This window comes from Streptomyces sp. LZ34 (assembly GCF_053890475.1).
On record NZ_CM132680.1, the window covers coordinates 6349975 to 6376633 of the forward strand.

General features: G+C 70.9%; 22 protein-coding genes. 8 read left to right on the forward strand and 14 right to left on the reverse strand.

Annotation, left to right across the window (positions count from 1 at the left end):
• Positions 1 to 5 precede the first annotated feature (5 nt).
• Positions 6 to 728 carry a hypothetical protein gene (locus tag ACWY4P_RS25825; protein ID WP_456202699.1) on the reverse strand — a complete coding sequence of 241 codons (723 nt, stop codon included), beginning with the start codon at positions 726 to 728 and terminating at the stop codon, positions 6 to 8.
• Between the two features lie 533 nt (positions 729 to 1261).
• On the opposite strand from ACWY4P_RS25825, the gene ACWY4P_RS25830 reads away from it, so the two are divergent.
• Positions 1262 to 3691 carry an SdrD B-like domain-containing protein gene (locus tag ACWY4P_RS25830; RefSeq protein WP_456213056.1) on the forward strand — a complete coding sequence of 810 codons (2430 nt, stop codon included), beginning with the start codon at positions 1262 to 1264 and terminating at the stop codon, positions 3689 to 3691.
• A gap of 101 nt (positions 3692 to 3792) precedes the next feature.
• Here ACWY4P_RS25830 and ACWY4P_RS25835 read toward each other — a convergent pair whose 3' ends face one another.
• Together ACWY4P_RS25835 and ACWY4P_RS25840 are read right to left on the reverse strand one after the other, a co-directional pair.
• The gene (locus tag ACWY4P_RS25835) at positions 3793 to 4764 is read right to left on the reverse strand and encodes a pirin family protein (protein WP_456202700.1); all 972 of its coding nucleotides are present in this window, start codon (positions 4762 to 4764) and stop codon (positions 3793 to 3795) included.
• Between the two features lie 112 nt (positions 4765 to 4876).
• On the reverse strand, positions 4877 to 5374 hold the full coding sequence (locus ACWY4P_RS25840) for an SseB family protein (protein ID WP_456202701.1): 498 nt from the start codon (positions 5372 to 5374) through the stop codon (positions 4877 to 4879).
• Positions 5375 to 5534: 160 nt separating this feature from the next.
• On the opposite strand from ACWY4P_RS25840, the gene ACWY4P_RS25845 reads away from it, so the two are divergent.
• Complete coding sequence (locus tag ACWY4P_RS25845) at positions 5535 to 7361, forward strand: acyl-CoA dehydrogenase (protein ID WP_456213057.1); 1827 nt, start codon at positions 5535 to 5537, stop codon at positions 7359 to 7361.
• A 79-nt stretch (positions 7362 to 7440) separates the two neighbouring features.
• On the opposite strand, the gene ACWY4P_RS25850 is transcribed toward ACWY4P_RS25845, so the two are convergent.
• Together ACWY4P_RS25850 and ACWY4P_RS25855 are read right to left on the reverse strand one after the other, a co-directional pair.
• The gene (locus ACWY4P_RS25850; RefSeq protein ID WP_456202702.1) at positions 7441 to 7857 is read right to left on the reverse strand and encodes a hypothetical protein; all 417 of its coding nucleotides are present in this window, start codon (positions 7855 to 7857) and stop codon (positions 7441 to 7443) included.
• A gap of 6 nt (positions 7858 to 7863) precedes the next feature.
• The gene (locus ACWY4P_RS25855; RefSeq protein WP_456202703.1) at positions 7864 to 8562 is read right to left on the reverse strand and encodes a TNT domain-containing protein; all 699 of its coding nucleotides are present in this window, start codon (positions 8560 to 8562) and stop codon (positions 7864 to 7866) included.
• Between the two features lie 252 nt (positions 8563 to 8814).
• Between ACWY4P_RS25855 and ACWY4P_RS25860 the strand changes: the two genes are divergently transcribed.
• The 3 genes from ACWY4P_RS25860 to ACWY4P_RS25870 all read left to right on the forward strand — a co-directional run bounded on the left by ACWY4P_RS25860 (position 8815) and on the right by ACWY4P_RS25870 (position 12966).
• On the forward strand, positions 8815 to 10107 hold the full coding sequence (locus ACWY4P_RS25860) for a M18 family aminopeptidase (protein ID WP_456202704.1): 1293 nt from the start codon (positions 8815 to 8817) through the stop codon (positions 10105 to 10107).
• A 1-nt stretch (position 10108) separates the two neighbouring features.
• Positions 10109 to 12079 carry a BTAD domain-containing putative transcriptional regulator gene (locus ACWY4P_RS25865; RefSeq protein WP_456202705.1) on the forward strand — a complete coding sequence of 657 codons (1971 nt, stop codon included), beginning with the start codon at positions 10109 to 10111 and terminating at the stop codon, positions 12077 to 12079.
• 143 nt (positions 12080 to 12222) lie between these two features.
• Positions 12223 to 12966 carry a DUF4232 domain-containing protein gene (locus ACWY4P_RS25870; RefSeq protein WP_456202706.1) on the forward strand — a complete coding sequence of 248 codons (744 nt, stop codon included), beginning with the start codon at positions 12223 to 12225 and terminating at the stop codon, positions 12964 to 12966.
• Positions 12967 to 13144: 178 nt separating this feature from the next.
• Here ACWY4P_RS25870 and ACWY4P_RS25875 read toward each other — a convergent pair whose 3' ends face one another.
• Positions 13145 to 13852, reverse strand: a complete 708-nt coding sequence (locus ACWY4P_RS25875) for a hypothetical protein (RefSeq protein WP_456202707.1) — start codon at positions 13850 to 13852, stop codon at positions 13145 to 13147.
• Positions 13853 to 13970: 118 nt separating this feature from the next.
• Between ACWY4P_RS25875 and ACWY4P_RS25880 the strand changes: the two genes are divergently transcribed.
• Positions 13971 to 14528 carry an ArsR/SmtB family transcription factor gene (locus ACWY4P_RS25880; protein WP_456202708.1) on the forward strand — a complete coding sequence of 186 codons (558 nt, stop codon included), beginning with the start codon at positions 13971 to 13973 and terminating at the stop codon, positions 14526 to 14528.
• 17 nt (positions 14529 to 14545) lie between these two features.
• Here the strand turns inward: ACWY4P_RS25880 and ACWY4P_RS25885 are convergent, their stop codons facing one another.
• From ACWY4P_RS25885 to ACWY4P_RS25895, 3 genes are all read right to left on the reverse strand, one after another.
• On the reverse strand, positions 14546 to 16381 hold the full coding sequence (locus tag ACWY4P_RS25885) for an NHL domain-containing thioredoxin family protein (protein WP_456202709.1): 1836 nt from the start codon (positions 16379 to 16381) through the stop codon (positions 14546 to 14548).
• 134 nt (positions 16382 to 16515) lie between these two features.
• A complete protein-coding gene (locus ACWY4P_RS25890; protein ID WP_456202710.1) occupies positions 16516 to 17106 on the reverse strand; it encodes a hypothetical protein in 591 nt (196 codons plus the stop codon).
• Positions 17107 to 17494: 388 nt separating this feature from the next.
• Positions 17495 to 18289 (reverse strand): DUF1963 domain-containing protein, encoded by a 795-nt coding sequence (locus ACWY4P_RS25895; RefSeq protein ID WP_456202711.1) that lies wholly within the window; start codon positions 18287 to 18289, stop codon positions 17495 to 17497.
• Positions 18290 to 18464: 175 nt separating this feature from the next.
• Between ACWY4P_RS25895 and ACWY4P_RS25900 the strand changes: the two genes are divergently transcribed.
• Complete coding sequence (locus ACWY4P_RS25900; protein ID WP_456202712.1) at positions 18465 to 19463, forward strand: C40 family peptidase; 999 nt, start codon at positions 18465 to 18467, stop codon at positions 19461 to 19463.
• Positions 19464 to 19671: 208 nt separating this feature from the next.
• Positions 19672 to 20496, forward strand: a complete 825-nt coding sequence (locus ACWY4P_RS25905) for a maleylpyruvate isomerase family mycothiol-dependent enzyme (RefSeq protein WP_456202713.1) — start codon at positions 19672 to 19674, stop codon at positions 20494 to 20496.
• Between the two features lie 125 nt (positions 20497 to 20621).
• Here ACWY4P_RS25905 and ACWY4P_RS25910 read toward each other — a convergent pair whose 3' ends face one another.
• From ACWY4P_RS25910 to pdhA, 5 genes are all read right to left on the reverse strand, one after another.
• Positions 20622 to 21920, reverse strand: a complete 1299-nt coding sequence (locus tag ACWY4P_RS25910) for an MFS transporter (RefSeq protein WP_456202714.1) — start codon at positions 21918 to 21920, stop codon at positions 20622 to 20624.
• Positions 21917 to 22588 carry a GntR family transcriptional regulator gene (locus ACWY4P_RS25915; RefSeq protein ID WP_456202715.1) on the reverse strand — a complete coding sequence of 224 codons (672 nt, stop codon included), beginning with the start codon at positions 22586 to 22588 and terminating at the stop codon, positions 21917 to 21919. The genes ACWY4P_RS25910 and ACWY4P_RS25915 overlap by 4 nt, the downstream gene beginning before the upstream one ends.
• A gap of 157 nt (positions 22589 to 22745) precedes the next feature.
• On the reverse strand, positions 22746 to 24266 hold the full coding sequence (locus ACWY4P_RS25920; protein WP_456202716.1) for a dihydrolipoamide acetyltransferase family protein: 1521 nt from the start codon (positions 24264 to 24266) through the stop codon (positions 22746 to 22748).
• A gap of 23 nt (positions 24267 to 24289) precedes the next feature.
• Complete coding sequence (locus tag ACWY4P_RS25925) at positions 24290 to 25270, reverse strand: alpha-ketoacid dehydrogenase subunit beta (protein WP_456202717.1); 981 nt, start codon at positions 25268 to 25270, stop codon at positions 24290 to 24292.
• A gap of 1 nt (position 25271) precedes the next feature.
• Positions 25272 to 26423, reverse strand: coding sequence for a pyruvate dehydrogenase (acetyl-transferring) E1 component subunit alpha (gene pdhA / locus ACWY4P_RS25930; protein ID WP_456202718.1), 1152 nt, complete (start codon positions 26421 to 26423; stop codon positions 25272 to 25274).
• Positions 26424 to 26659 lie beyond the last annotated feature (236 nt).

Below are 26659 nucleotides of genomic sequence, written 5' to 3' on the forward strand. Positions count from 1 at the left end.
GGCGGCTACCGCGTCGGGGTGGCTCCGGGTACCGGCCGGACCGGAACGTACTTGTGGGTGTCGAAATCGATGACCACCGGCTGCGCTGCGGAAGCCACGCCGACGCGAACCCGGTACATGGTGCCGTCCGAGCCGATCCAGTAGCGCACGGCACCCGCCGTATCGGTCGTGGGCACGGCACTCGCCGTACCGGTCGTGGCACGGGCGGCGCTCGGCCCGGTCATGATGTCCACCTGATGCCCGTCCAACCGGTCCTCTCCCACCCAGGCGGCACCGTTCTGCGGCAGCAGTTCGGCATTGTCCGGCCGGTCGCTCCCGAGCTTCAGCGCGATGGCCAGCGAACTGTCCAGTGAACTGCCGTACTTTTGCAGCGGACGGCTGTACCAGCCCGAACCCGGCGGCCGTGCCGGTGCCTTCGCCGGAGTGTTCGTCATCGGGTGGACGAACACGGTGGTGGCCGTCCACTGGATCAGCCCGTCGCTGGACGTATCGCGCCCGGTGCCGCGCACCACGCCGTAACCGATCTTGCCGCGGTAGTCGATGGATCCGGTGATGGTCAGCCCACCAGCGGTGCCCGGCACGTTGATCGTCAGGGCGCGCCCGCCCGCCTGGTAGTTGAGGAACCGCGTGACCGCCAGACGGTTGGCCTCATCCGAGGTCAATTCTCTTGGACCGGTGGGGGCGGAGCCGCTGCCCGCGACCAGGAACGTGACCACCGCGACGGCCACACCGCCAATGACGACCGCCACCCAGCGTGGCCGCAGCCATCGGCGTCGGCCGGCCGCACCCCGTGAAGGACCTTGTTTTGTTCTCATACGCCGCACGTGACGCATTGATAACTTGTTCCGCTCCTTCATCCTCTGCTCCCCCCGATCTTGGCGGCCACCCGCTACAGTATCGTCGCTGGTCGGGCGGTTCAGGATGGCTATCCAGACTCTTGTTGCTGTTTCCGCGTGGGGAAGCGAGGACGAGTGCAACTGGCTTGGGGAAGGCACTCCCGAGTCCCTGAATCCGCTCCATCCGCCAAGACGACCAAGAACGACGGGGCCCACCGAAACAGCGGTGGGCCCTTTTCATGGCCGACGTGTCACCCGGGGCCGGGAAGCGGATGTACGGCTAAAAGCGGGTGGTCGGTTCACATCACGAGGGGAGAGTGATGGCTGTGCGAAAAGTGTGTAGAGAATTACGCCGGACAGCCGGGAAGCATACGGGTCCGCTGGCGCGAGTGGGCCTGTGCACTGCCTTGCTGTTGGGCAGCGCCATGGGCGCGACAGTTGGGACGGCCACCGCTTCGACTGGTGACGGCACCCTGACCGTTGAGGTGCTGCGGGATTTCTTCGGCACCGGCGTGATCAACGCGACCATGGATGTGCCGCAGCAGGGCATGAAGGTCGAGGTATCGGACCCGGCCGGCCATCGGGTCACCGGCACCACGGATGCCACCGGAAAGGTGGTGATCTCGAAGTCGACCGAGCTGGCCGGCGGCCAGTACCGCGTCGACGTCACCATCCCGGCGCCGTACGACAAGTATCTGCAGGCGGCGCCGGCCTCGACGGCGGAAAACCACTTCGACAGCTTCACGACGTTCGTAAATGTGTCGGGCGGTAAGGACGACTCGGTCATTACCGGGGTCTGGAACCCGGCCGACTACACACTGCCGGACTCGCGGTATTTCGTGCCGATCCAGAACACTGCCGACGCGCAAGACACGCGAGCACTGGTGGCGTTCGGGACGGACAAACGAGGTACGTGTCCTGGCGACACGGCGTGCCCGACCACGCTCAACACGCAGGCCCAGGTAGGCACGACGTTCGCGTTGGCCTACGACAAGTACCAGAAGCGGGTGTTCCAGGGCGCGTTCGCCCGGCGGTACACCCCGTACGGGCCGGACGGCGGTAACGCGATCTACACCACGCCGACCAACGGTGGGACGCCGACCCTGTTCGCGAAGGTGCCGGGCGCCGCGGTGACGCCGCACGACGCCACCAACATGAACAAGGACGCCGGGTTCACCAATGCGCCGGGGAAGGAGAGCATCGGCGGCCTGGCCCTGTCGGAGGACGGCTCGACGCTGTACGCGGTGAACCTGCTGACCCGGAGACTGGTCAGCTTCGACGCGACCGGTACCACGGCATCCGCACCCGAAGCGACGGTGCGCATCCCGGACCCGGGCTGCGCGAGCCCCGGTGACTGGCGGCCGTTCGGTCTTCAGGTCCACGACAACAAGCTCTACGTCGGTGGCGTGTGCAGCGCGGAGAGCACACAGAAGCGCGAAGACCTGAAAGCTGTCGTCTACGCCTACGACGGCGAACAGTTCGACACCGTGCTGACCCAGCCGCTCACCGCCAAGCGCGGCTCCGTCTTCGGTTCCGACGACGTCGCCCAGGCCACCCACTGGAACCCGTGGAACACCTCCCTGGCCACGTGGGACGAACGGAAGGTGGGCAACGTCTTCATCGATCCGCAGCCGGAGCTCGCCTCCCTCGCCTTCGCCCGCGACGGTTCGATGATCCTCGGTTTCCGCGACCGGTTCATGGACGTCGTGAGCTGGGGTGGACTGGACCCGAGGCCGCTCAACAACACCCCGGAAAACGGCATGGCCGGTGGTGACATCAACATGGCCTGCGCCAATCCCGACGGTGGATACTCGTGGGAAGGCACCGGGAGTTGCCCCAACCACGCCACCCCCGCCACCGATGGCGGCCAGGGCAGCGGTGTCGTCGAGTACTTCCCGGGCGACTACTTCCGCGGCGCGCACCTGGAGACCGCGCTGGGTTCGGTGGCCTACATTCCGCAGCAGCAGTGGGTCGTCAGCACGGAATTCGACCCGACCGTCAACGTCGCGACCTCCGGGACCGGTTACTACGACGTCGCGACCGGTCAGGGCCCGGGCAACGCTCCGACCACCAACGCGTACCAGTTCGTCAGTCGGGAACAGAGCGGGTTCGGTAAGGCCGGTGGGCTCGGCGATATCGCCTATGAGGCGGCGAACGCGCCGATCCAGATCGGCAACCGTGTGTGGTTCGACGGCGACCACAACGGGATCCAGGACCCCGAGGGTCCCAACGAGGTGCCGCTGCCGGACGCGACGGTCAACCTGCTGGACTCCAGCGGCAAGCAGGTCGCCACGACCAAGACCGATGCCGCCGGCGAGTACTACTTCGGTGGGGTCGGCGCCGACTACGAGCTCAAGCCGGGTGCGAAGTACACGGTGGAGTTCGATGTGTGTACCGCGGACACCAGCAAGGTGCCGGATCAGCCGTCGGCCGACGAGCTGCGGTTCACGCTCCCGCGGGCCGGTGACAAGCGGGCACATGACTCCAATGTGACCCCGCCGAAGACCGGGCAGCTGTGCGACGGACAGGCACCTGTCACGGCGCCGGACAAGCCGGGAGAGGTCGATCACACGATCGACGCCGGCGTGTACATCCAGAAGGAAACGCCGACTCCCACGCCGACGCCCACTCCGCCGTCGTCCGAGCCGCCGTCGTCCGAGCCGCCGACCCATGAGCCGCCCGCGTCTGTGCCGCCCAACAAGCCGGGCCCCCAGACTGGCGGAGGCGGCGGTTCGCTGGCCAACACAGGTACGTCCGGCCTGCTGACGATCATCTCCCTCAGTGCCCTGCTGGCCGGTACGGGCGCGGCATTCGCGTATCTGACCCGGAAGCGTCGTCACGCCAGGCAACACTGAGACAACCAGGCAACACTGAAAGACGGGTGATCCGCCCGTAAGCGCCGACGAGCCCCGTCCATGTCCGGACGGGGCTCGTTCGCGTGTGGTCCCGGCAAGTCTTACAGTCCGCCCTCGGACATCCCGTGCACCGCCGGAATCGTCCCCAGCCGGCCCTTCTGGAAGTCCTCGAAGGCCTGCTGGAGCTCCACGCGGGTGTTCATCACGAACGGCCCGTAGTGAGCCATGGGCTCACGGATCGGCCGGCCACCGAGGAGCACGACCTCCAGGTCCGGCGTGTGGGAGTCCTGCTTCTCGTCCGCGCGGACGGTCAGCGAAGACCCGGCGCCGAAGACGGCGGTCTGACCCAGGTGGATCGGGCGGCGCTCGGCACCGACCGCACCCTTGCCGGCCAGCACATACGCGAGGCCGTTGAAGTCCTCACGCCAGGGCAGGTTGATCTCGGCGCCCGGAGCCAGCGTCGCGTGCACCATCGTGATCGGGGTGTGCGTGATGCCGGGCCCGTTGTGACCGTCCAGCTCACCGGCGATGACGCGCAGCAGCGCGCCGCCGTCCGGAGAGGTCAGCAGCTGGACCTGGCCACCGCGGATGTCCTGGTAGCGCGGCGGCATCATCTTGTCCTTCTTCGGCAGGTTCACCCACAGCTGGAGGCCGTGGAAGAGACCGCCGGACATGACGAGGTGCTCCGGCGGCGCCTCGATGTGCAGCAGGCCCGAGCCGGCCGTCATCCACTGGGTGTCGCCGTTGGTGATGGTGCCGCCACCGCCATTGGAGTCGTGGTGGTCGAAGATCCCGTCGATGATGTACGTGACGGTCTCGAAGCCGCGGTGCGGGTGCCACGGGGTTCCCTTCGGCTCCCCGGGCTGATAGTCCACCTCGCCCATCTGGTCCATCATGATGAACGGGTCAAGGTGCTTGTAGTCGATACCCGCGAAGGCGCGCCGCACCGGGAAGCCCTCACCCTCGAAACCGCTGGGAGCGGTGGAGACGGCGAGCACGGGGCGCTGCTGGGCGTCGGCGGGTGCCGCGACGCGGGGCAGGGTCAACGGGTTGTCTACGGTCACAGCTGGCATGACGGCCTCCTCGGTCGTTCAGGATTCAACTTAGTTGAAGGGTGAACGACTCGCAAGAGGTCCTTTATTTCCGGCCACCGGCCGGGCACGCAGCGTGAGCACCCAGCGGCGGCTACCCGTACATCCGGCGCATCGCGAAGTCGACCATCTGCTCCACGGCCTTCGCGTCGAAGACCATCCGGTGGTCGCCCTCCATGTCGAGGACGAAGCCGTAGCCGGTGGGCAGCAGGTCGATCACCTCGGCGCCGGTGATCACGAAGTACTTGGACTCCTTGCCGGCGTAGCGGCGCAGCTCCTTGAGCGAGGTGAACATGGGGATCACCGGCTGCTGGGTGTTGTGCAGCGCGAGGAACCCGGGGTTGTCACCACGCGGGCAGTACACCTTGGAGCTCGCGAAGATCTGCTGGAACTCCTCGGCCGACATCGAGCCGGTGGTGAAGGCGCGCACCGCGTCGGCCAGGGACGGCGGGGAGGGCTCCGGGTACAGCGGTTGCTCGCCATAGCCGGCACCCGGCTGTGGGTGGTGTGACAGATGCGGCTGCTGCCCCGGCTGCGGCGGCGGCGCCGCGTAGCCCTGCCCTGCGCTCGCGTTCTGGTCGTAGCCGTACATGGACAGAAGCGTACTGAGTCGCCGAAGCGTAGTGCGTCACAGTTGCCCGATTGAGGGTTGCCCTTTATTACCCACGGGTAGCATCATGGCGATCGACGATCGATCACGCGATGCCAATGAAGAGGTCCGCCTCCTCCCGAGCCTTACGGAGCTGTTCGCCATGGGGCACTACAAGTCGAATCTCCGCGACATCGAGTTCAACCTCTTCGAGGTGCTCGGGCGCGACAAGCTGTACGGCACGGGACCGTTCGAGGAGATGGACGTCGAGACCGCCAGGAGCGTGCTCTCCGAGATCTCCCGGCTGGCCGAGAACGAGCTGGCCGAGAGCTACGCGGACTCCGACCGGAACCCACCGGTCTTCGACCCGAAGACGCACACCGCGCCGGTGCCCGAGTCCTTCAAGAAGAGCTACCAGGCGTACATGGACGCCGAGTGGTGGCGGCTGGGCGTTCCGGAGGGCCTCGGCGGCAGCGCCTGCCCGCGCTCGCTGCTGTGGGCCTGCGCCGAGCAGATCCTCGGCTCGAACACCCCGATCTGGATGTACGCCTGCGGTCCCTCCTTCGCCGGGGTGCTCCACGACGAGGGCACCGAGGAGCAGTTGGCGATCGCCCGGCACATCGTGGACAAGCAGTGGGGCGCGACCATGGTGCTCACCGAGCCCGACGCGGGCTCGGATGTCGGCGCGGGCCGCACCAAGGCGGTCCGGCAGGAGGACGGCTCCTGGCACATCGAGGGCGTGAAGCGGTTCATCACCTCCGGTGAGCACGACCTCTCGGAGAACATCATCCACTTCGTGCTGGCGCGCCCCGAGGGCTCGGGCCCGGGCACCAAGGGGCTGTCGCTCTTCATCGTCCCGAAGTACGACTTCGACTGGGAGAGCGGCGAGCTCGGCGAGCGCAACGGCGTCTACGCGACCAACGTCGAACACAAGATGGGCCTGCGGGTCTCCAACACCTGCGAGCTGACCTTCGGCGCGGACCACCCGGCCAAGGGCTGGCTGCTCGGCGAGAAGCACGACGGCATACGCCAGATGTTCAACATCATCGAGTTCGCGCGGATGATGGTCGGCACGAAGGCCATGGCGACCCTGTCCACCGGCTATCTGAACGCGCTGGAGTACGCCAAGGAGCGCGTCCAGGGCCCGGACCTGGCCGCCTTCACCGACAAGAGCGCCCCGCGCGTCACCATCACCCACCACCCCGATGTGCGCCGCTCGCTGATGGCGCAGAAGGCGTACGCGGAGGGCCTGCGCTCGCTCGTCCTCTACACCGCCTCGGTCCAGGACGAGATCCAGGCCCTGGAGGCGGCCGGCGAGGACACCTCCGCCGCGCACGCGCTCAACGACCTGCTGCTGCCCATCGTCAAGGGCTACGGCTCGGAGAAGGCGTACGAGCAGCTGGCGCAGTCCCTTCAGACCATCGGCGGCTCCGGCTACCTCCAGGAGTACCCGCTGGAGCAGTACATCCGGGACGCCAAGATCGACACCCTCTACGAGGGCACCACCGCCATCCAGGGCCAGGACTACTTCTTCCGGAAGATCGTCCGGGACCAGGGCCAGGCGCTGACGGTCATCTCGGAGGAGATCAAGAAGTTCCTGGCCGAGGCCGGCGGCGGGGAGGATCTCGCCGCCACCCGTGACGCGCTCGCCAAGGCCGCCGCGGACCTGGAGGGGCTGGTGGGCACCATGCTCACCGATCTCGCCGCCACCGAGCAGGACGTCACCTCCATCTACAAGGTCGGCCTGAACGCCACCCGGCTGCTGCTCGCCTCCGGCGATGTGTTCATCGGCTATCTGCTGGTCAAGGGCGCGGCGGTCGCCGCCGACAAGCTGCCCGGCGCCTCCGCCAAGGACACGTCCTTCTACGCGGGCAAGATCGCGGCCGCGAAGTTCTTCGCCCAGGAGGTGCTGCCGGGCGTCGCGGTCCAGCGCGCCGTGGCCGAGTCCGTCGACGACTCCCTGATGGACCTGGCCGAGGCGGCCTTCTGAGCACGCCATTCCGTCTCTGATTCGTCTGGTCGAGTCTGGTCGAGCCGGGTGCCCCGCGCGGGGCACCCGGCTCTTCTGTTCACGCGCCCGCGTCGGAGCCGGAGCCCGGCGCGGCCCCGCCGTTCTCGCGCCCCTGCTCGCGCAGCGCGCGCTCGAAGTCGCGCCAGGCCCGCCGCCGGATCTCCTCGCTGTGCGCGAGCACGTCCTCGACGGTCCCCCGGCCACCGCTGGGAGGTGCCCCCTCGCTCCCGCCGGCCGGCGGGAGCGGGGTGAGCTTCGCGCGCAGGTCGCGGCAGGCCGCGTCCTCCGAACGGAACCAGCGCGTATCGCGGTCCTGGGAGCGCTCACGCAGCCCCACCACCCAGCCGCCCGTCGCGGGCCGCAGGAAGTAGTACGCGTCCGGCTGGACCGGGATGTCGTGCACACCCGGGATGTCGTACAGCGCGTCGGGGACCCGGTCCTCGCGCAGGGCCCGGACGAGTTCCCGCCGGTCCACCGCGCGTCAGTTGAGGGGACGGAGGTTGCCGGCGGCGACGAGCTGGGGGATCGAGGGAGTGGTGAGGTACTGCAGACCGCCTCCCGGCTGGGCGAACCAGGGCCTGATGGGCCCCGCCTCCACCGTGAAGGGCTGCACGACCTCGTAGAGGTGGTAGCCGAAGGGGAACGCCGGATCAAGGGTGTTGAGGTTGCTGGGCGGAAGCGCGCGCTCGGCGTAGGGCGTACCGGCCGGGGCGAGGAAGTGGCCGAAACCGCTGCCGAAGAGGTCGACCTTCTGCCCCGGCTGAAGGGTGACGGTGACATGCAGCGGCGTCCCGTTGATGAGCACCCAGCCGTCCGGGGCCGGGAACCACCAGCCGGAGGTCGCCTCGTCCCAGTAGCACTCGAGGAACTCGGCGGACGACAGATGGTCCAGCCGCTCATAGCCCTTGAGCATCTCGGCGATCGGCCCGCTCCGGGGGAGCTGCGCGGGACCCAGCCGCCAGTCGTCCTCGTAGTACTTCTGGAACGGGGCCGGCGGGGGAGTACGGGCCCCCACCCGGTCCGTGGTGGGACAGGGCGAGGGGACCGGATCCTTCGGGTACGGGGCGGCGGCGTGCGGAGTGGCGGCGGCCAGGGCGGCGGGCTGTGCCACGGCCGGCACGCCGGCGCACAGCAGGAAGAGCGCCCCAAGGACAACCAGGGCCTGACGAAGAGCGCGCATCCGATATCCCCTTCAGTGCGTTATTGCACGATCACAGGAGATATGAGAGGAAAAGCGCCGCCTCTATCGCCGAGCGGCCGTCCTTCATCCGACCGGCGCAGCACGATCCCACGGAAGCGCCAACGGCACCCCCGCCGATCCCTCACCGATCCCTCACCGATCCGCCGCCGGTCCCCCGCGCGCCTCTTAGCCGTTTTCCACAGCCCCGATCGAACACGGGCTCTAGGCGGTTCTCGTATCTATGCTGTTCACATGAGCGCGCACTCCGACTTCGACCGCGGCCATACCGACGACCTGATGTCCTTCCTCGCCGCCGCCCCATCGCCGTACCACGCGGTGGCGAGGGCGGCCGAGCGACTGGAGAAGGTGGGGTTCCGGCAGGTCGAGGAGACCGCGCCCTGGGACGCCGGGACGGGCGGCAAATACGTGCTGCGGGGCGGCGCGATCATCGCCTGGTACGTGCCCGACGGAGCGAGACCTTCCACTCCGTACCGGATCGTGGGGGCCCACACCGACTCCCCCAACCTGCGGGTCAAGCCGATCCCCGACACCGCCGCGCACGGCTGGCGGCAGATCGCCGTCGAGATCTACGGCGGCGTGCTGCTGAACACCTGGCTCGACCGCGACCTCGGCATCTCCGGCCGGCTCACCCTCAAGGACGGCTCGCACCACCTGGTGGCCATCGACCGGCCGCTGCTGCGCGTTCCCCAGCTCGCCGTCCACCTCGACCGGTCCGTCAACACCGAGGGGCTCAAGCTCGACAAGCAGCGCCATATGACGCCCATCTGGGGCCTCGGCGACATGGAGGAGGGCGCTCTGATCCGCTTCGCCGCCGAGGCGGCCGGAGTCCCCGCCGCCGAGGTGGGCGGCTGGGACCTGATGGCCCACAGCGTCGATGCGCCCGCCTACCTCGGCCGGGACCAGGACCTGATCGCCGGGCCCCGGATGGACAACCTCCTGTCCGTACACTCCGGCACGACCGCGCTCGCCGCCGTCTCCGCCCGCCCCGAGCTGCCGTACATCCCCGTCCTCGCCGCCTTCGACCACGAGGAGAACGGCAGCCAGTCCGACACCGGCGCCGAGGGCCCGCTGCTCGGCAATGTGCTGGAGCGCTCGGTCTTCGCCCGCGGCGGCGCGTACGAGGACAAGGCCCGCGCCCTCGCCGGGACGATCTGCCTGTCCTCCGACACCGGGCACGCCGTCCACCCCAACTACGCGGAGCGGCACGAACCCGGCCACCACCCGCTGCCCAACGGCGGCCCCATCCTCAAGGTCAACGTCAACCAGCGGTACGCCACCGACGGCGCCGGCCGGGCCGTCTTCGCCGCCGCCTGCGAGCGCGCGGGGGTGCCCTGGCAGACCTTCGTCTCGCACAACGCCATGCCGTGCGGCACCACGATCGGCCCGATCACCGCGGCCCGACACGGCATCACCACCGTCGACGTGGGCGCGGCCATCCTGTCCATGCACTCGGCCCGCGAGCTGTGCGGCGCCCGCGACCCACAGCTGCTCACCAAGGCGATGACCGCCTTCCTGGAGAACTGAATTGGACTTCTCTCTACTCGGTCCGGTGGCCGTGACCACCGGCACCGGAGAGATCGGGCTGGGCCCGGTCAAGCGACGCAGCCTGCTCGCCATGCTGCTGCTCCAGCCCAACGCCACCGTCCCCGTCGAGCAGCTGATCTCCTGTCTGTGGGAGGAGGAACCACCCGAACACGCCCGCACCGTCATCCAGGGCCATGTCTCGCGGCTGCGCGCGACGCTCGCCGAGGCGGGCGCCGACGCCTACGGCGTCGAGCTGACCACCCACGGCTCCGCCTACCGGCTGCGGATGCCCGAACAGCTCGTCGACAGCCAGCGCTTCTCCGAACTGGTCGCCCTCGCCCGCCCCGAGACCGCCCCCGAGCAGGCCGTGGACCTCCTGCGCCAGGGACTGGACCTGTGGCGCGGCCCGGCCCTCACCGGCACGGTGGCCAGCCCGCCGTTCGCCGCGGCGGCACACGCCCTGGAGGAGCGGCGGCTGACCGCCGTCGAGGCGCTGGCGCGCGCCCACGGGGCGCTCGGCCAGTACGAGAAGGCGGCCGCCGTACTGCACCCGGTGGCCGTGGCCAACCCGCTGCGCGAAGGGCTCATCGCGGCCCTGATGCTGGCGCTGTACCGCATCGGACGGCAGTCGGACGCGATCGCCTGGTACCACCGCACCCGGCAGCTCCTCGCCGACGACCTGGGGGTCGACCCGGGCGAGCGGCTGCGCACCGCGTACGAGGAGATCCTGCGCGCCGCGCCCGCGGCGCCGCCCCAGCGGCGCGGCGCCCCCGAGCCCACCGCGCCGAACCCCCTCCCGGCCCAGGCCCAGCCTCAGGCCCCCGCGCAGGGCCAACCCCAGGTTTCCGCCCAGGTCCCTGCGCAGGTCCCTGCGCAGGTCCCCGCCCAGGCCGCCCACCGGCCCTCCGCGGCCGGGCCGCAGCTGCTCCCCAGGCCCCCGGCCGGCTTCCTCGGCCGCGACCGCGAACTGGCCGGCCTGACCCGGCTCACCCTGCCCGCCGCCGAGCCCGGCGGCCCGGCCTACGGCGCGTCCCCCGCCGGCCTCCCCCCGGAGGGCGGCATCACGCTCATCACCGGGCCCGCCGGAGTCGGCAAGACGGGCCTGGTCGTGCACTGGGGCCACGCACACGCGGACGCCTTCCCCGACGGGCGGCTGTTCGCGGATCTGCGCGGGTTCAGCGGCGGCGAGGAGACGGCGCCCACCGAGGTGCTGCGCGAATTCCTGCTCGCTCTGGGAACACCCGCGGACCGCATTCCGACCTCTCCGGAGGCGGCCAGCGCGCTGTACCGGTCGCTCGTCGCGGACCGCCGGCTGCTGGTCGTGCTCGACAACGCCAGCAGTTCGGCGCAGGTACGGCCGCTGCTGCCCGGCGGGCCCCGGTGCGCCACCCTGGTCACCAGCCGCAGCCGGCTCGACGGGCTGATCGCCACCGACGCCGCCCGCCCCGTACGCCTGCACGCGCTGGGGCCCGAGGACGGGGTGGCCCTGCTCGGCACCCTGCTCGGCCCCGACCGGGTCGCCGAGGACCCGGAGGCCGCGCATGAGCTCGTGGCCCTGTGCGACGGGCTGCCGCTGGCGCTGCGCGCCGCCTCGGCGCAGTTGCAGTCCCGGCCGCGCTGGCGGCTGGCCCGGCTGGCCACGGCGCTCCGCGACGAGCGGCGGCGGCTCGCGCTGCTGTCGGCGGAGGACGCCGGAGTCGCCGCGGCGCTGCGGAACTCGGTGACGCGCCTCTCCGCGGACGACGCCCGGCTGCTGCGCACCCTGGGCACCGGCTTCGCCCGGGAGGTCAACACCACGGAGGCCGCCGCGCTGGCCGGGGCGGACCCCGAGCTGATCCAGGACGGTCTGGACCGGCTGGCGGAGATGCATCTGCTGGACGAGGAGGCCACCAACCGCTACGTGATGAGCGACCTGGTGAAGCTCTTCGCCCAGGACAGCGAGGACAAGCGAGGCGGCGACGAAAGGCGGTGAAAGGGCGCTGAAAGCGGGACGTTAGTGGGACGTTAGCCGGGCGGCAGTGGCGCGGCAGCCGAACGCCAGCGGGGGACGACAGGCTTAAGCCGTACCGAGAAAGACACACCGGAAACGGCCAAGTCCCTTGGGGGGAACCCACCATGTCGATCACCGCCTTCACCGCCCGCCGCGCCCGCACCCTGCGCCTCGCCGCCGCCGGCCTGACCGCCGTCGCCGCCCTCACCCTCACCGCCTGCAACAGCAACGAGGGCACCGGCACCAAGGGCGAAGGCAAGGCGGACAGCGCGACCTCCACCCCGGCCGACCAGACGTCCGGATCCGGCGGCACCGGCGGCTCCGACGGCTCCGACACCGGGAGCGGCGCGAAGAAGGGCGGCGGCACCGACCAGGCCGGGTCCTCCAAGAACGGCGGCAGCGGCTCGGGCGGCTCGAAGGACTCTGCCGGCTCCAACGACTCCGCCGGCTCCCAGCAGGAGATCGGCCCCTGCGACATCAACAAGCTGACGATCGGCGTCAAGTCCGTCCAGCGGCCGGTCAACTACATGGTGCTCGAGGTCAACAACCACGCGGGCGTGGACTGCAACATGCCCAGCTACCCCCGGCTGAAGTTCGGCGAGGACGCCCAGTCCGCCACTCCGGTGAACGAGGACAGCAAGCCGCAGGCCGTCGTCACCCTCGCCCCCGGCGAGACCGCGTACGCCGGGATCCGCACCTCCTCCGCCGACGGCTCGGGCACCAACGGCTACAAGGCCACCTCCCTGGACGTGTTCCTCGAGGGCTCCGACGACTCCAAGCCGGTCGAACTGCCCGGCGGCTCCGTCTACATCGACGACAGCGCCCAGGTGACCTACTGGCAGAGCGACCTGGCCAACGCCCTCGACTGACCCACTCGCCTGACGCGCTCAGCCGGCTCGCTCACCTGACGACCGGCCGACCACCCCGGCCCACAGACCCGGGAAGCCGACTCCCCCCGGCTTCCCGTACCGACTGCCCCTGCCGCTGCCCTGCGGCGGGGGCCGTCGGCTTTCCGAGCGGGGCCGTCCCATCGCCGTCCCCGACCTCTCAGGGCAGCACGACGCGCTCCTGCGACTGCGGCGCGGGCACGTCCAGATCGCTGTACGAGCGCACGGCCCGTTCGCCGTCCAGGTGGATGGCGTTCTTCCCGGAGGACGACGGCAGGCGGAGGAACCTGTCGAGTACGCGCCCCCGAGGGCCGCACCCCGAGGTGCGCGGTGCGGCGAACCGCGTGTCCTCGATACTCGGAGTGGCGCCGGGCCCGCCGCCGTCGGGTGTCTTGAGCACCAGGTGGACCGCGTCGGTGTCCCGCCCGATCGAGCAGCCCGACGGCAGTCCGGGGCCCGAGACCGCGAACTTCAGGTCCAGTTCGCCGAGCCGCTCCGCGTTCGTATGGAAGTCGAAATACCCCGCGTATCGCGGGGTGATGGTCAGGCGAGTGCCCGGCACGGCGATCGGCTCAGCGGACAGCGCGCCGAAGACCTGGGCGAACTCGCCGTCGATCCGGCCCTCGGCGTGAGTGACCGTCATGGGCTCGTCGATCGGCACGTCGATGCGCCCGAGCGTGAGGTGGCCGGTCGCCGACATCACCTCGCATCGCCAGGCGGCGGGGTCGGCCTTCGGTGGGAGCTCGGGGCACGCCTCGAATCCGGACGCCGGGCCTTGCGGAGTGGTGGCGTGCGCCTGGCCGACTCCGGCCGTGGCGAGGCCGGCCCCGAGGGCGAGGGCCAGCAGGGCTGACGCGATACGCGACATGACGATCTCCCAGTGACGAGACAAGGCAGCACAGACTTTTCTCTGCAGACTTTTCTCTGCGGACTGACAGCTGCAGAGTAACGTCTGCAGAGAAAGTTCTGCAAGATAGAATGCGAGCATGACCGAGTCAGATGAGCGGCGTACGATCAGCGATCCGGCGGCCCTGAAGGCGCTTGCTCATCCCCTGCGCCTGAAGATCCTGCGCCACCTCGGCACCTCAGGCCCCGCGACCTCGACGACCCTCGCCTCCGCCCTCGGCGAGAACACGGGCACCCTGAGCTACCACCTGCGCCAGCTGGAGCGCGGCGGCTTCATCGAGGACATCCCGGAGCGCTCCAGCGGGCGCGAGCGCTGGTGGCGCGCCGTGCGCAGCGTGGACATCCGCAGGCCGCCGCAGGGCGAGCTGACCGAGGCCGAGCGGGCCGTCGTCGGCGAGCTCGACCGGCTGCGGCTGGAGGAGGACATGAGTCTCGCCCGGCGCTTCACGCTCGAAGAGCCGGACTCCGAAGGGTGGATGCGGGGCTCACGCAGCCTCAGCCATCTCACCAAGGAAGAGCTGGACGCCTTCCACGACGCCTATCTGGAGCTGCTGGCCCGCTTCGCGCGCGGCCCCGAGGAGGCCCCACCGGACGCGCGCCCCGTGCTGCTGCGGTGGTTCGGCCTGCCGGCCGACTGAGCGGCCGGCAGCGGCGTTCAGACCGTCTCGTCCATCCCCGCCAGCACCAGCGGCAGCCTGGTCGCGCCGCCGTCCGTGACCCGGACCGGGACGCCCCAGTCCTGCTGGTGCACATGGCAGGCCGGGTATTCGTTGGCCGGGTCGTCGTCGCAGGAGGCGGCCATCGCGGAGACGTGCAGCACGCCCTCGGTCACCCCGTCCGCCAGCACCAGCTCGCGGCTCAGGTCCGTACCGGCTCCCTCGCCCTCGGCCAGCAGCCCGGGCGGGGTGGAGCTGACGAGCAGGCGCGTGGAGGGGCCGTAGCGGGTGTCGAGCTTCTGTCCGGCGGGGGCCTGGAAGACGACGTCGAGCCGCAGCGTCCCCGGGGCGATCTCGGTGGCGGCGCGCTGGGTGCGGTGGGCCACCGCCGCCACGCGTACGGCCTCCTCGGGCAGCCGCAGCCGGGTCAGCCGGTGCCGTGCCGACTCGACGACCACGATGTCGCCGTCCACCAGCACGGCGTCGGACGGCTCGCGCAGATCCGTGGCGAGGGTGCTGACCTCGCCGGAGGCCGGGTCGAAGCGGCGCAGCGCGTGGTTGTAGGTGTCCGAGATGGCGACGGAGCCGTCGGGCAGCGCGGTCACGCCGAGGGGGTGCTGGAACAGCGCCTGGTCGGCGGGGCCGTCGCGGTGGCCGAAGTCGAACAGCCCGGTGCCCACGGCCGTGCGGACCACGAAGCCATCCTCGCTGTCCCCCCTGTCGCGGTCTCGCTCGACGTACCGCACCGCCGAGGTCTCGGAGTCCGCGATCCACAGCCGGTCCTCGGTCGCGGCCAGCCCGGACGGCTGGGCGAACCACGCCTCGGCGGCCGGCCCGTCGACCAGACCCTCGTTCGTCGTCCCGGCGGCCGCGCGCACCGTCCCGTCCGCCGGGTCGTACGTCCACAGCTGGTGGACGCCCGCCATGGCGATCCACAGCCGGTCGGCGAACCAGGCCACGTCCCAGGGTGAGGACAGGTCGACCTCGCGGGCCGGCCCGGCGGCCGGGGACCCCTGCCACCACTGGCGCCCGGTCCCGGCGACGGTCCGCACCTCGCCGGTCGCGAGGTCCAGGGAGCGCAGCGCGTGGTTGACGGTGTCGGCGACGATCACCGTGCCGTCCGGCAGCAGGGCAAGACCCTGCGGTTCGCTGAACCGCGCCTGGTCGGCGGGCCCGTCGACGAGCCCCCGCTCGCCGGCGCCGATCCGCCGCAGCACGCTCTCGCCGTCCGCCGCCAGCTCCACCAGCCGGTGCCGGGTGGTGTCCGAGACGAGGAAGGTGCCGCCGGGCAGCAGCAGCGCCTTGCCGGGGAAGCGCAGCTCGGTGGCGACCGGCTCCGGCGGCACATACGGGCCGTCGCCGCGCCGCAGGGTGCCCTTGGCACCGTGCTCGGCCTCCAGCTCGGCCACCAGCTTCTCCAGCGCGTGCGCATGCCCCTCGCCCGCGTGCTGGGCGACGACGTACCCCTCGGGGTCGACGACGACCAGCGTCGGCCAGGCCCGCACCGCGTACTGCTTCCAGGTGGCCAGCTCGGGGTCGTCGAGCACGGGGTGATGCACCTCATAGCGCTCGACGGCGTCGACGACCGCCTGGTGCTCGGCCTCGTGGACGAACTTCGGCGAGTGCACGCCGACGATCACGACGGTGTCGCGGTGCTTCTCCTCCAGCTCGCGCAGCTCGTCCAGGACGTGCAGGCAGTTCACACAGCAGAACGTCCAAAAGTCCAGGATCAATATGCTGCCTCGGAAGTCCGCCAGGGACAGTTCCTTGCCGCCGGTGTTGATCCAGGTACGTCCTTGCAGCTCAGGGGCGCGGACGCGGGCTCGCTTGCTCATGACGTCAAGGGTGCCACTCGTGCGCCGGTAGGCGTCGGGTGCCCCTCGCGTATCCGTGGGCTCGCCCTGGTGCCTGGGCGAGCCCACGGATCATGCGGCGTCCGGGAGGGTCGTGCCCTTCTTCCACCTGGGGGTCAGACAGCCACGATGTCGTCATCGCGGCTCGTGTCCTTGGCGCTCACCTCCCACTCAAGTCCGTTCTTGTTGTTCATCGTGATCGTGAACGTGATGTTGTTGTGGTCGCACCACGGGCCGTACTTGGTCCCCAGGCAGGTCTTGTGCTCGACGTCCTGTTGCAGGACGTACTGGCTGTCTGTCCCCTTGGTGATGGCGGGAGCGGTCTCCGGTGTGACCGTGACTCCGTAGAGCAAGTCGCCGGCCGTCGTCGTCGTGGCGAAGATGCGGGTGGTGCTGCTTGGCGTCAGCGCCCCGGACGAGTCCAGGCACCGCGTGATACGGATCTTGATATCGGCGGTCTTGATGTTCACCACGTGATTGCGGACCTCCCAGTGCGAGGTGTAGGTCTTGCAGCCTGCTGCCTCGAGGGCCGGCTGCGGTATTGCGGCCGCCGCGTTGACGACCGCGCCGGTGGGCTTCGCGGAGGCGTCGGTGCTGTAGAGGGGGTCGCTGGCGCCGGCAACAACCGCGGCGCCGCCGGCGAGCAGGCTGCCGGCGAGGGCAGCGATCACCAGGGTGCGGGTCCGTAGGGCTCGTACGATGCGCATGCTGATGCTCCTGTGCTGAAGGGATGAGTGGGTCCTGGGCCCCCGGGCGCCTGCTGGCGGGCGGGGGTGGGCTCCTGTCGCGCCTGCCTGCGGTCGTCGACACCGGTGGGCGGCAGGGCGGGCCCGGCATCACGCGGGGCGGCGCCTTCGACGGGGGCGCTGCCCAGCGGTGCGGGGCGGTGAGCAAGAGCCTCGGGGTGTCCGGCGGGCTCCGCAACGGTTCCGGGCGTCCGGGACCGTCCTGGATCGTCTGCGCAGGTCAGCATGGGTGTCCGAGCTCGCGCCGGCGACGTGGGACAAGCCCAGGAAAGCCGAGATCCCGTCCGGTCGTCTTGACCTGACGGGATCTCGGCGGCGACGGCGGCCGTCCGCCGTGTGGGGGCGGGACTCAGCAGCAGCGCATGTCCGCCTGGGTCTTGCTGAAGTCCCCCGCCGCGTACGCCTTCGCGGGGATCGTGAAGTACATCGTCCCGGCGTCGCCCCAGCCCCATCCGAGGTCCCCGTCCTCCGGGAGCTGGAGCAGATGGACGGCCGGGCCGTCGTCGTCGCGGTGGGTCACCCAGATCGCGTACGAGGTGTCGGGCCAGCCGAAGGCGCAGTGGTTGCCGGAGGTGTTCCCGTGGAGGTCGCCCATCGCGTCGAGGATGAGCGAGGCCGCGCCCCAGTGCTCGTCCCGGTCGAACTCGACGTCGCCGTCCTCGACGTCCCAGGCGTCCGGGAGCATGGTGACCCCGGCCGCGTGGACGGGGGTGGCCGGATAGCTCCTCGCCGGTGCGGGGGCGGCGGTCTCGACCGCCCGTGCCGGGTCCGCGGCAATGACGCGGCACGCCTCGGGCTCGTCGTCCAGCCTCGAGTACTCCTGGTACGGCAGGTCCGGGTCGAGATAGAAGAAGTTGAGCAGGCCCGGCCGCGTGGGCAGTTCGTCCCCGAGCCAGGGGGCGAGGGCGTCGGTGTCGAGGACGGCGTGCAAGGAGAGCGGGATGCCCCCGACTTCGGGCCAGGGAGTGCCCGGTTCGAGCAGGGCGGGGCCGCCGAGCCGGCAGCGGCCGGTGGCCTGGGCGTCGTCTGTCGGAGAGTCCAGCCGGAAGCCACGGCGGGCCATGGCGGCGAACTGCCGGCCGGCCTTCTCGCCGAGCCGTTCGACGCACTCTCGGCGCATCTCGGTGGGGTCGTCGAATTGCATGCCCGGATGGTCCCAACTCCCTCTGACAGTCGGCGATGTCAGGTGTCCGAAGGGGGCCTGAGCTGCGCAGACAGATCCGGACTGTCCCAGACGGCCCATGCGTTGCCGGACACCCTCGCGCCCCAGCAGCCTCTCTTTCATGCCCCGAGCCAGGGGCTCCGCGAAGGAGGTTGTGGTGGGAGAGCACATACGGGCCGCCAAGGGCCGTACCGGGTCGTCATCGGCCGCCCACGCCAAGCCGCGCGCCGCGCGGCGAGGGCCGCTGGCCGCTGTGGCCCGGGCGGCGGTGCGCACCGGCGCTCTGGCGGTGTTGACCGTCCTCGCGGTCCTGGCGGGGGCGCTGCTGGCCGTGCACGGGCCGGGCGACCGGGCCACAGCGCAGTCGCCCTCCCCTTCACGGCAGGTGACCTTGGCTCCGCCGGCCGAGGCGCAGGCCCCGGCCGAGCGGCCGAAGGACGAGAAGAAGGCCGACCGGGGCGCCGACGCCCGGCCGGGCACCGTCGAGCCCGCCAAGCCGACCACGGTGGTGCTGGTCTCCGGCGACACGCTGTACGGCCTCGCCGAGAAGAACCACACCACCGTCAAGACGCTTCAGCACCTGAACGAGCTGGGCAGCTCGACCCTCATCTACGCCAGCGACACCCTGAACCTGCCCGGGACGGTGCCCGCGGACGCCGTCGAGCAACCGGCGTCGGCCGACAGCGAGCACAGCACCGACGACACTGCCGACAGCGGCAAGAAGACCGCCAAGAAGCACACCAAGAAGCACACCAAGAAGCACGCCAAGCAGCCCGTTGAGAAGCCCGCCAAGCAGCACGCCACGGGCCCGGCCGCGAAGGCCGTCGCCTACGCCCGCGCCCAGCTCGGCAAGGACTACGCCTGGGGCGGCACCGGCCCCCGCGGCTACGACTGCTCGGGCCTGACCATGCGGGCCTGGCAGGCCGCCGGGGTCAAGCTTCCCCGCACCACGTGGGCCCAGCGCTACGCCGGGGAGGCCACCACCCGGGCCGCGCTGCGCCCCGGCGACCTGGTCCTGTCCAACGGCGACGGCCACATCGCCCTCTACATCGGAGGCGGCAAGGTCATCCACGCCCCGCGCCCCGGCAGCACCGTCCAGGTGGCCCTCCTGCCGGCGCCCGAGAAAGTCACCGGCTACCGCCATATCGCCGGCTGAGGCAACATCCCATGGATTTCAACCGGCCCGTCCGAATTCATCCGGATCTGTGGCAGGGAGGCGCGCACCCTACCACCGCCCTCAGCGACCGAGCGGCCAATCCGGGCCTACGATCAGAGCCGAAAGCACTCCCGGGGTGCTCGTGCGCAGCGTAACTTAAACGCACACACAAGCACCCAGCCCGCGTACCAACCGCCCGAGGGGTCCCGTGACCGTCCATCCCAGCCTGCAGACTTCCATCGACGCCTGGACCCATTCCGTCGAAGCGATATTCGAGTTGGTGAATCCGCTCGTCGAAGGGGAGTGGAACCGGGCCTCCGAGTGCCCGGGATGGTCGGTGCGCGACGTGGTCTCGCATGTCATCGGCCTCGAGTGCGAGATGCTCGGCGATCCGCGCCCGATCCACTCGCTGCCGCGCGACCTGTACCACGTCACCAACGAGCACGCGCGCTACATGGAGGTCCAGGTCGACGTCCGGCGCTGCCACACCGCGCCGGAGATGACCTCCGAGCTGGAGTACACCATCATCCGCCGCACGCGGCAGCTGCGGAACGAGAAGCGCCAGCCGGACACCATGGTGCGCTGGCCCGGCGGGGGCGAGATGGCCCTGGAGAAGGCCCTGCTCGCGCGGGCCTTCGACGTATGGGTGCATGAGCAGGACCTGCGGCGGGCGCTCGGGCAGCCGGGCAATCTCGACTCGCCGGGCGCGACGATCGCCCGGGACCGACTGCTGGCCGCGCTCCCGAAGGTGGTCGCCGAGGACGCGGGGGCGGCGCCCGGCTCGGCGGTGGTCTTCGATGTGAACGGCCCGCTGGAGTTCATGCGGACGGTCCGGGTCGACGCCGAGGGCCGGGCCACCATCGACGGCAGTGTCTCGCTGGGGCCGTCCGTGACGCTCGGGGTGGACTGGGAGACGTATCTGCGCCTGGCGTGCGGGCGGGTGCGGCCGGAGGCGGTCGCCGACAAGCTGAAGATCGAGGGCGATCAGCAGCTGGCCGAGGCGATCCTGGGCCACTTCGCGGTCACGGCCTGAAGCGCCCCGAGGCCTCCGAAGGGCCTCAGGGCGTGTACTGCCTCAAGAAGCTGCCTCAAGAAGCCGGCTCAAAGGGAACTGGCTCAACTGGCTCAACTGGCTCAAAGGGAAAGGGACGGGCGGGGTCACGCCGGTACGTGCACCGCCTCGACCCGGCTCGCGACGACGCGCTCGCGCTCCCGCCGGTGCGCCCGCCCGCGCAGCCGCAGCACCTGCGTGATGCCGATGGCCTGTAGCACGAACACCGAGGCGAAGGCGGCGCGGTAGTTGCCCCCGGTCGCGTCGAGCAGTACGCCGATGGCCAGCAGGGTGGTCATCGAGGCGGTGAAGCCGCCCATGTTGACGATGCCCGAGGCGGTCCCGAGCCGCTCCGGCGGGTTCGCGGGCCGGGCGAAGTCGAAGCCGATCATTGAGGCGGGTCCGCAGGTGCCGAGCACAACGCACAGCGTGATCAGCAGCCACATGGGCGCGTGGTCGCCGGGCCAGGCCAGCACGGCGCCCCACAGCAGCGCGGTGGCCCCGACCGTGCCGAGGGCCAGCGGCGCGCGGGCGGCGTGGTGCCGGGCGATGACCTGTCCGTAGACCAGGCCGACCGCCATGTTGGAGAGCACCACCAGGGTCAGCAGCTCGCCGGCGGACGCGCGGGACAGCCCCTCGGCCTCCACCAGGAAGGGCAGCCCCCACAGCAGCAGGAAGACCATCGCGGGGAACTGGGTGGTGAAGTGCACCCACATGCCGAGGCGGGTGCCGGGCTCGCGCCAGGCCGCCGCGATCTGCCGGCGGACGAAGCCGGCGCCGGCGTGGGTGGCCGGGACGGGCTCGTACCCCTCCGGATGGTCCTTCAGGAAGGCCAGCACCAGGACCAGGACGACCGCGCCGCCGATCGCGCTGCCCGCGAAGGTCGGGGTCCAGCCAAGGGTGTGCAGCGCCTGGGCGATCACCAGGGTCGAGATCAGGTTGCCCGCCATCCCGAACAGCGCGGCGACCTGCCCGATCAGCGGCCCGCGGCGGGCCGGGAACCAGCGCGAGCCCAGCCGCAGCACGCTGATGAACGTCATGGCGTCGCCGCAGCCGAGCAGCGCGCGGGACGCCAGCGCGAGGCCGTACGAGTGGGAGAGCGCGAAGCCGAGCTGACCGCAGGTGAACAGCACGACGCCGAACGCGAGCACCTTCCTGGTGCCCAGCCGGTCGACCATCAGGCCGACAGGTATCTGCATGCCCGCGTAGACGAGCACCTGGAGGATCGAGAACGTCGACAGCGCCGAGGCGCTGATGTGGAACCGCTCGGCGGCGTCCAGGCCGGCCACGCCCAGGCTGGTGCGGTAGGTGATGGCCATGAAGTAGACGGCGACCCCGATGCCCCAGACGGCGGCGGCACGCCGCCCGCCGGGCGGATCGCCGGGCAGCCGGACGGTGCTGCTCATCGCTCCTCACCCCGGGCGAGGTTGTTCACCCAGCTGACGTGGCGCTCGACCAGCCCGGCGGCGGCCGTGGCGTCGCCGGAGCGCAGGGCGGTCAGGATCTCGGTGTGCTCGGTGATGTTCTTGGCGATGCGGCCGGGCTCGGCGTGCATGGTGGCCACGCCCATCCGCAGCTGACGGTCCCTCAGCTGGTCGTACAGCTGGGCCAGGATGCCGTTGCCCGCGGCCCGTACGATCTCGGCGTGAAAGCACCGGTCGGCGACCGCGAAGGCGCTCAGGTCCCCGGCCGCCGCGTACCCCTTCTGCTCCTCCAGCAGCTCCTCCAGCCGGGCGATCAGCCGCGGCCCGGCCGGAACGACCTTGGCGACGGCGTGCTGCTCGACCAGCAGCCGGGTCTCGACGACGTCCGCGATCTCCTGCGCGGACACGGGCAGCACCAGGGCGCCCTTCTTCGGGTAGAGCTTGAGCAGCCCCTCGGCCTCGAGCCGGAGCAGGGCCTCGCGCACGGGCGTGCGCGAGACGCCGACGGCCTCGGCGAGATCGCCCTCGGTCAGCAGCGTGCCGCCCTCGTAGCGGCGGTCGAGGACGGCTTGTTTGACATGCGCGTAGACGCGTTCGGCGGCGGGTGGCTGTTTGGCGGTCGGGCTGACGGGGACGGGAGCCTGAGGCATGCGCACATCATAGATACAACAGGTATGCGTGGCATGGACCGTCCGAGATATGGAACGCGGTCGCGTCGCCCACGCACCCACGGCCCGGCCGCGCGAAGCAGCCGGGCCGCGGCGAACCGAGCCCTGAAAAGAGGCTCGAGTCGTACTGGGTCGGAAATCAGCCCCAGGTGATGAGGCGCTTGGGGTTCTCCAGGATGGCCGCGATGTCCGCGAGCACCTTGGAGCCCAGCTCGCCGTCGACCAGTCGGTGGTCGAAGGACAGCGCGAGGGTGGTCACCTGGCGCGGCTTGACCTTGCCCTTGTGGACCCACGGCTGGAGCTTGACCGCGCCGAAGGCGAGGATCGCGGACTCACCGGGGTTGAGGATCGGGGTGCCGGTGTCGACGCCGAAGACGCCGACGTTGGTGATGGTGACCGTGCCGCCGGACATCGTCGCCGGGCTGGTCCGGCCCTCGCGGGCGGTGGAGACCAGCTCGCCGAGTGCGGACGCCAGTTCGGGCAGGGTGAGCGAGCCCGCGTCCTTGATGTTGGGGACGATCAGTCCCCGGGGCGTGGCGGCCGCGATACCGAGGTTGACGTAGTCCTTGTAGACGATCTCTTGGGCGCCCTCGTCCCAGGCCGCGTTGACGTCCGGGTTGCGCCGGATGGCCACCAGGAAGGCCTTGGCGACCAGCAGCAGCGGGTTCACCCGCAGCCCCGCCAGGTCCGGGTCCTGCTTGAGGTCGGCGACGAGCTTCATGGTGCGCGTGACGTCGACGGTGATGAACTCGGTCACGTGCGGGGCCGTGAAGGCGCTGCTGACCATCGCCTGGGCGGTGGCCTTCCGTACGCCCTTGACCGGCACCCGGCGCTCCCGGCCCGCGAAGGCGGCCGGGGGCGCGGCCGCCTCGGCCGCCACGGCGGGCTCCGCCACGGGCGGCCGCACCGCGGCGGCGGGCGCGGGAGCCGCGGCCGCGTGGACGTCCTCGCGGGTGATGGTGCCCTCGGGGCCGGTCGGGGTGACCGTCTCCAGGTCGATGCCCAGGTCCTTGGCGAGCTTGCGGACCGGGGGCTTGGCCAGCGGGCGCGCGGCCTTGGCATGGCCGTTCAGCTCGGCCTGCGGCAGCGGCGCGGGGGCAGGGGCGGGAGCAGGGGCAGGCGCCGCCGGGGCCGGAGCCGGGGCGGCGGCAGCGGGGGCAGGGGCGGGCTGGGCCGGGACGCCCCGGGCGGGCGCCGCCCCGACGCCGGGCCGCGGCTTGCGCGGACGGCGCTTGGTGGACGAGGGCGCCGCGCCGTAGCCGACCAGGTTGGCCTGGCGACCCCCTGATCCGGCGGTCTCGGCGGCTTCGGCGTCCTCCGCCGGCTTGGCGGGCTCGGCCTGGGCGGCGGGCTCCGAGGGGGCGGCGGCGGGCTCCGAGGGGGCAGCCGCGTCTCCCGCGCCCGGCTGGGTGTCCACCGAGATGATCGCGGTGCCCACGTCGACCGTCGTGCCCTCGCCGAAGCGCAGCTCGTGCACCACACCGTCGAACGGGATCGGGAGCTCGACCGCCGCCTTCGCGGTCTCGACCTCACAGACCACCTGGCCGTCGGCGACCCTGTCGCCCGGCGCCACGTACCACTTGAGGATCTCCGCCTCGGTGAGCCCCTCGCCCACATCGGGCATCTTGAACTCACGGAAGCGCTGATCGGTTGCAGCCATGGTCACGACTCTCCTCAAGCCCTTCAGTACGCCAACGCGCGGTCGACGGCGTCGAGCACCCGGTCGAGGCCCGGGAGGTATTCGTCCTCCAGCCGCGACGGCGGGTACGGGGCGTGGTAACCGCCGACCCGCAGCACCGGGGCCTCAAGGTGATAGAAGCACCTCTCGGTGATCCGTGCGGCGATCTCCGCGCCAGTGCCCAAAAAGACCGGTGCCTCGTGGACGACGACCAGTCGGCGGGTCTTCTCGACGGACCGCTGAAGGGTGTCGAAGTCGATCGGCGACATCGACCGCAGGTCCACGACCTCGAGCGACTTGCCCTCCTCGGCGGCCGCGGCGGCGGCGTCGAGCGCGACCTTGACCATGGGGCCGTACGCCGCGAGCGTCAGGTCGGTCCCGGCCAGGGCCACCCGGGCGGCGTGCAGCGGGTCGGGGATCGCCGCGGTGTCGACCTCGGACTTGTCGTGGTAGCGGCGCTTCGGCTCGAAGTAGATCACCGGGTCGTCGCTGTCGATGGCCTGCTGAAGCATCCAGTAGGCGTCGGACGCGTTGGAGGGCGAGACCACCTTCAACCCGGCGACATGCGCGAACAGCGCCTCGGGCGACTCGCTGTGGTGCTCGACCGCGCCGATGCCGCCGCCGTACGGAATGCGGATCACGACCGGCAGCTTGACCTTGCCGAGCGACCGGGCGTGCATCTTGGCGAGCTGCGTGACGATCTGGTCGTACGCGGGGAAGACGAACCCGTCGAACTGGATCTCCGCCACCGGGCGGTAGCCGCGCAGCGCGAGCCCGATGGCGGTGCCGACGATGCCGGACTCGGCGAGCGGGGTGTCGATGACCCGGTCCTCTCCGAAGTCCTTCTGGAGGCCGTCGGTGATGCGGAAGACCCCGCCGAGCTTGCCGACGTCCTCGCCCATGATCAGGACCTTGGGGTCGTTCTCCAGCGCCTTGCGCAGCGACGCGTTGATCGCTTTGGAGAGCGACATCTTCTGGGCGGCCATGTCAGTTGCCCTCCTCGGCGGAAGCGAACGAAGCCTGGTACTCGGCGAACTGCGCCCGCTCCTCGTCGACCAGCGGGTGCCCGTCGGCGTAGATGTGGTCGAAGAGCGCCATGTCGTCGGGGTCGGGCATGGCCCGCACCACGTCGCGCACCCGCTTGGCGAGCGCGTCGCTCTCCTCCTCCAGCTCGGCGAAGAAGGCGTCGTCCGCCAGGCCCTGGGCGGTCAGGTGGGTGCGCAGCCGCAGGATCGGGTCCTTGGTCTCCCACAGCTCCCGCTCCTCGGCCCGGCGGTAGCGGGTCGGGTCGTCGGAGGTGGTGTGGGCGCCCATCCGGTAGGTGAAGGCCTCGATGAGCATGGGGCCCTGGCCGGTGCGGGCCCGCTCCAGCGCGGCCTTGGTGACCGCGAGGCAGGCCAGGACGTCATTGCCGTCGACCCGTACGCCCGGGAAGCCGAAGCCCTGGGCGCGCTGGTAGAGCGGGACGCGGGTCTGCCGCTCGGTGGGCTCGGAGATGGCCCACTGGTTGTTCTGGCAGAAGAAGACCACCGGGGCGTTGTAGACCGCGGCGAAGGTGAAGGCCTCGGCGACGTCGCCCTGGCTGGAGGCCCCGTCCCCGAAGTAGGCCAGGACCGCGCTGTCCGCGCCGTCCTTGGCCACGCCCATCGCGTAGCCGGTCGCGTGCAGCGTCTGCGAGCCGATGACGATGGTGTAGAGGTGGAAGTTGTTGCTGTTGGGGTCCCAGCCGCCGTGGTTCACGCCGCGGAACATGCCCAGCAGGTTCACCGGGTCCACGCCGCGGCACCAGGCCACGCCGTGCTCGCGGTAGGTGGGGAAGACGTAGTCGTCGTCCTGGAGGGCCCGGCCGGAGCCGATCTGGGCGGCCTCCTGGCCCAGCAGCGAGGCCCAGAGCCCCAGCTCGCCCTGGCGCTGCAGCGTGGTGGCCTCACCGTCGAAGCGCCGGGTCAGCACCATGTCCCGGTACAGGGCACGCAGCTCTTCGGGGGTGGGGTCCAGGGAGTACTCGGGGTGTTCGACCCGTTCGCCCTCGGGGGTCAGCAGCTGGACGAGCTCGGGCTGGTTGACGCCGCGCTTCCCGCTGGTGCGCTTGGCTCCGCTCCGGCGCGGTTTGCGCGCTGCAGTGCTCTCCACGGTCACGTGTGCTCCTCCGTCTGTCCGGCCCCCGGGGTCCGCCGGCGGCCAGTTGCGGCTCGCTCGCTCGGCGACAGCGCACGGGGTGGGTGCGCCGAAGACCGACCGGGCGTGACAGGTATCCCGGCGGCTGGCCCTGCAAAGTGCACGTTACCCAGTGGGTCGCATCTCTGCGAAACCCCTTCTGACCTGCAATTTTGCTTGGATTTCCAAGTAAATCGCGCAGAAGCGGAACAATCACT